Source organism: Cyanobacteria bacterium FACHB-DQ100 (assembly GCA_014695195.1).
In the GTDB taxonomy this organism is placed as follows: Bacteria; Cyanobacteriota; Cyanobacteriia; order Leptolyngbyales; family Leptolyngbyaceae; genus Leptolyngbya.
Map to the genome: position 1 here is coordinate 1 of JACJNW010000001.1, position 4,209 is coordinate 4,209.

The following is a 4,209-nucleotide window of genomic DNA, read 5'->3' on the forward strand; positions in this document are numbered from 1 at the left end:
TGCCAGAAATTCGGACAGCAATACGCCAATCAGGTGCGGCGCAAGCGTTCCTACGTCACCGACAAATGGCATCTCGACGAAATGGCGGTGACGATTAAGAGACAGCAATATTAAATATTATTTGTGGCGAGCCGTGGATAGTGAAGGAAACGTGCTAGATGTCTTACTGCAACGCCATCGAGACACTGAAGCAGCGAAGCGATTTTTCCGTAAGCTTTTGAAGAAACAAGGGTTTGTGCCACGGGTGATAGTCACCGACAAGCTGAAAAGCTATGAAGCCGCAAAGAAACAGGCGATGCCGAGCGTAGAACATCGACAACACAAAGGGTTGAATAATCGAGCGGAGAATTCGCATCAACCGACCAGGGTACGAGAACGACGAATGAGGCGATTCAAATCCCCTGGACAAGCGCAACGATTTCTCTCAGCCTTTGACCCGATTCGAGGACACTTCCACCCAAAACAACATGAACTGAGTGCAAAACGATACCAAGAAGAGCTGCGCCAACGATTTGAAGATTGGCGAGAAATTGCTTGCTTGAAAGTTGCTGCGTAATATTGAGCAGCGCCGAATGTTCAGGCATCATTGTGCTTAATTTTGAACATAAGCGGTTAAGTTGATGATACCCTTGGCGGTACGGTGCAGGCAGAAAGTCCTGGAGAAGGGCAAGGAACCACGATGACCGTGAGATTGCCTCTACGATCTCAACTCCTAGAAATCACACCGTCGAGTGACCTAGAGTCCACAGCAGCAGCCCTTTTAGAAGTCGATAGTCAGGAGGTCCCTTCTTTGGCAGGCTTACAAATTTTGGCGGTGGATGACGATGAGGATAGTCGCAACCTATTTAAGTACCGATTGGAAGAGGTTGGGGCAGAAGTGGTTGGGGTTGGCTCGGCTAGAGAAGCGACCGCGGCTTTGAGGGCATCTCCTGAGCGATTTGATGTCCTTTTAGCAGATATTGGAATGCCTGATGAGGATGGATTCTCTTTGATTCGGCAGGTGAGAGCATTAGAAGCTGGAGGACAAATTCCAGCAGCCGCGATCACAGCTTACGTCAGTGATCAGGAGCGACAAAGAGCGATCGAGTCGGGATTTCAAAAGCACTTAGCGAAACCCGTTAATTGGACTCAATTGATTAGGACGATCGCGGAGTTAGTTGGACGATCTCTCTAACGTCAAAACAGCAAATCCCCTCCCAAGATTGGAAAGGGACTTGCTTTCTAAAACTTGTCGATTCTAGACCGCAACTTTGTGCGAGTCGCTAACTTGGCTAGGAGACTGCACTTTGCCCAACAAACCCTGCAAGGTCTCGCCCTCAATCACTTCGGTTTCGAGCAGTTGAGTCGCGATCGCTTCGAGCAGTTCCCGGTTCTGGCGCAAAATCGCGAGGGCACTTTCGTGAGCCGTTTCGACAATTTCTTTGACTTCGATATCGATCGCTTTTGCAGTATCCTCGCTCACCATCCGCCGAGGATTAGAACCATCCCCTAAGAACATTGCCTGCTGTCCTTGCTGATAGGCGAGTGGTCCCAATACCTTACTCATGCCGTAAGTTGTCACCATGCGTTCAGCTAAGTCGGTGGCTCGCTGCAAATCGTTAGAAGCGCCTGTTGTGATGCTGCCAAAGATGACTTCTTCTGCCGATCGTCCACCCAGCAAGGTCGCAATTTGTCCCCGGAGTTCGGCTTCATTCAGCAAGAAGCGATCTTCTGTTGGCAGTTGTAATGTGTAGCCTAAGGCTGCCATACCGCGCGGCACGATCGAGATTTTCTCAACGCGACCATTTCCAGTGGTTAAGGCTCCCACCAAGGCATGACCGACTTCGTGATATGCCACAATCTTCTTCTCGGTTTCGTTCAGCACACGGCTTTTCTTTTCGAGTCCCGCTACTACACGCTCGATTGCTTCGGCAAAATCCTCTTGAGCCACAGTCTGACGATGATTTCGAGCCGCCAAAAGTGCTGCTTCGTTGACCAGATTAGCAAGATCGGCTCCGGCAAAACCGGGTGTACGAGTTGCGATCGCTCTTAAATCGACATCTGGACCCAGTTTGACCTGTTGAGCATGAATTCTCAGAATCGCATCCCGACCCGAAAGATCAGGTCGATCAACTAAGACTTGTCGATCGAATCGACCGGGACGTAACAGGGCTTGATCTAAAACTTCGGGGCGATTCGTTGCCGCAAGGACAATCACAGTCGCATCCGTCGCTGCGAATCCATCCATTTCGGTCAGCAATTGATTCAGCGTTTGTTCGCGTTCATCATTCCCGCCATACATACCGCTGCTGCTGCGAGATCTGCCGATCGCGTCAAGTTCATCAATAAACACAATACAAGGCGCTTGCTTCTTTGCCTGGTCAAATAAATCGCGGACTCGGGAAGAACCCACCCCGACAAACAGTTCCACAAACTCAGACCCCGAAATACTGAAGAATGGAACCCCCGCTTCGCCAGCGACAGCTTTGGCTAACAGCGTTTTTCCAGTTCCAGGCGGACCCACGAGCAATACGCCTTTCGGAATTTTTGCGCCGATCGCGGTATAACGTGCCGGAGTTTTGAGAAAATCTACAATCTCAACTAACTCAGTTTTCGCTTCTTCTACCCCGGCAACATCCGCAAACGTGATCTTTTCGGATTCCCCTTCGACATACACTTTGGCTTTACTTTTACCGATCGACAGTGCGCCTTGTGGACCATTCGTGCCTCGTGCTAGAAAGAATTGCCAAATTGCCACAAAGATCAGCGGCGGAATCACCCAGCCGAGCAGACTCGTAAACCAGCCATTTCTTGGCGGTGGTGTTGCGGCAAACTCAACCCCTTTTGCTTCTAAAAGTTTGGGTAGCTCTAAATCAAAGATCGGAGTCGTTGAAAACACTTGTCCCGGCGTACCATCCTCGGTTTTCAGTTGATACCGAATTTGATTCTGACCGACTGAAACTTGGCTAACTTCTCCTTCTTGCACTTGATGAATGAACAAGCTATAGGGAACTCCCGGAACTTGAGCACCAAACAAGTTAGGCAAAAACAAGTTGACGAGCAGGAATACTCCCGATACGGCAAGCAAGATGTTTGAAATTAAGCGAGAACGAGGCGGTGTCGGTTTTTCTTTGATTGCCATAAGTGAAGGTCACAATGCTTTTCTCTCAACGTTAGAATTTTGTAGCTCAAGTTACAAGTCAACCAAAGACAGACTCGATCGCCGTCCTTCTAATGATGATATGAGTAAGTCGTGAGCCAACACAAACGAGTGCAACACAATTGTTGCATCATAGGCATTCAATGTGACGTGGTTCTGTCCTAATTCTGCTCCCGTCATTGATCCGCAGATCAGTTAGATCCTTGCTGACAGGTTGTTAGTAGGCGGTAAAATAACTCTTCGCGCTAACCCTACTTGCCTCAGGCTTACAATCACCCACCAGGTCATATCAATTTCCCACCATTTCCAGCCTGCTTTTGCCACATTGGGATAGGCATGGTGATTGTTGTGCCAACCTTCGCCATAAGTCAGGATCGCTGCCCACCACAAATTCCGAGAATTGTCCTCTGACTCATGACTGCGATAGCCTGTCATGTGACTAGCAGAGTTAATTAACCAGGTACTATGCCAAAGCAGAACGGCTCGGAGAAATAGTCCATAGATTACAAATGACCAACCGCCAAGCAGGTACAGCACAACGCCAAGGGGAATTTGCAGGAGTAGATAATAGCGATCGAGCCAGCGGTAGAAGGCATCTTTCGCTAAATCAGGTGCAAATTTGCGATTTGATTCGTATTCAAAAAACTCTGGGCGGTTGTAAAGCAACCAACCCATGTGGCTCCACCAAAACCCTCGTTTTGCCGAATAGGGGTCTTTGTCAATGTCTTCTGTGTAGGTGTGGTGCCGACGATGCCCTGCCACCCAAAAGATTGGACCCCCTTGTAATGCCAAAGCACCCACAGTTGCGATCGCATATTCCAATCCCTTTGGCACCTGCAAACTGCGATGCGTCAGTAGTCGATGATACCCCAGACAAATGCCGATACTGCCAAATAACCAGTGCAGGAAGATCGCAACTCCCAGTGCCGACCAGGAGAAGGCATTGCTGAATGAGAAGATGAATTAGACTGGAATGGGCACATCTCGAAATTTGAGGTAGTGCAGTAACAAGCGAATCGAATGACTGAGCATCTCCACTGACTTCGAGTAGCACAAGGTCTTACGATGCA

Annotated in this window: 4 protein-coding genes and 2 pseudogenes; 2 read left to right on the forward strand and 4 right to left on the reverse strand. The window is 49.1% G+C overall.

The window, feature by feature from the left end; genetic code table 11:
• Positions 1-556 (forward strand): annotated as a pseudogene (locus H6F51_00005) (IS6 family transposase).
• A 123-nt stretch (positions 557-679) separates the two neighbouring features.
• Positions 680-1,174: a response regulator gene (locus H6F51_00010; GenBank protein MBD1820915.1), complete on the forward strand. Its 495-nt coding sequence runs from the start codon at positions 680-682 to the stop codon at positions 1,172-1,174.
• 63 nt (positions 1,175-1,237) lie between these two features.
• Here the strand turns inward: H6F51_00010 and H6F51_00015 are convergent, their stop codons facing one another.
• The 4 genes and pseudogenes from H6F51_00015 to H6F51_00030 form a co-directional block, all read right to left on the reverse strand.
• A complete protein-coding gene (locus tag H6F51_00015; GenBank protein ID MBD1820916.1) occupies positions 1,238-3,121 on the reverse strand; it encodes an ATP-dependent metallopeptidase FtsH/Yme1/Tma family protein in 1,884 nt (627 codons plus the stop codon).
• Positions 3,122-3,172: 51 nt separating this feature from the next.
• Positions 3,173-3,319 (reverse strand): hypothetical protein, encoded by a 147-nt coding sequence (locus tag H6F51_00020; GenBank protein ID MBD1820917.1) that lies wholly within the window; start codon positions 3,317-3,319, stop codon positions 3,173-3,175.
• A gap of 15 nt (positions 3,320-3,334) precedes the next feature.
• Positions 3,335-4,078 (reverse strand): annotated as a pseudogene (locus H6F51_00025) (fatty acid desaturase).
• A gap of 24 nt (positions 4,079-4,102) precedes the next feature.
• Positions 4,103-4,209 (reverse strand): IS1 family transposase (locus H6F51_00030; GenBank protein ID MBD1820918.1); only part of this gene is annotated, 107 nt, incomplete at its 5' end.

Coding starts and splice junctions, on each gene's coding strand:
- H6F51_00010 (MBD1820915.1), top strand. CDS start 680: ATGACCGTGAGATTGCCTCTACGATCTCAACTCCTAGAAATCACACCG.
- H6F51_00015 (MBD1820916.1), bottom strand. CDS start 3,121: ATGGCAATCAAAGAAAAACCGACACCGCCTCGTTCTCGCTTAATTTCA.
- H6F51_00020 (MBD1820917.1), bottom strand. CDS start 3,319: ATGACGGGAGCAGAATTAGGACAGAACCACGTCACATTGAATGCCTAT.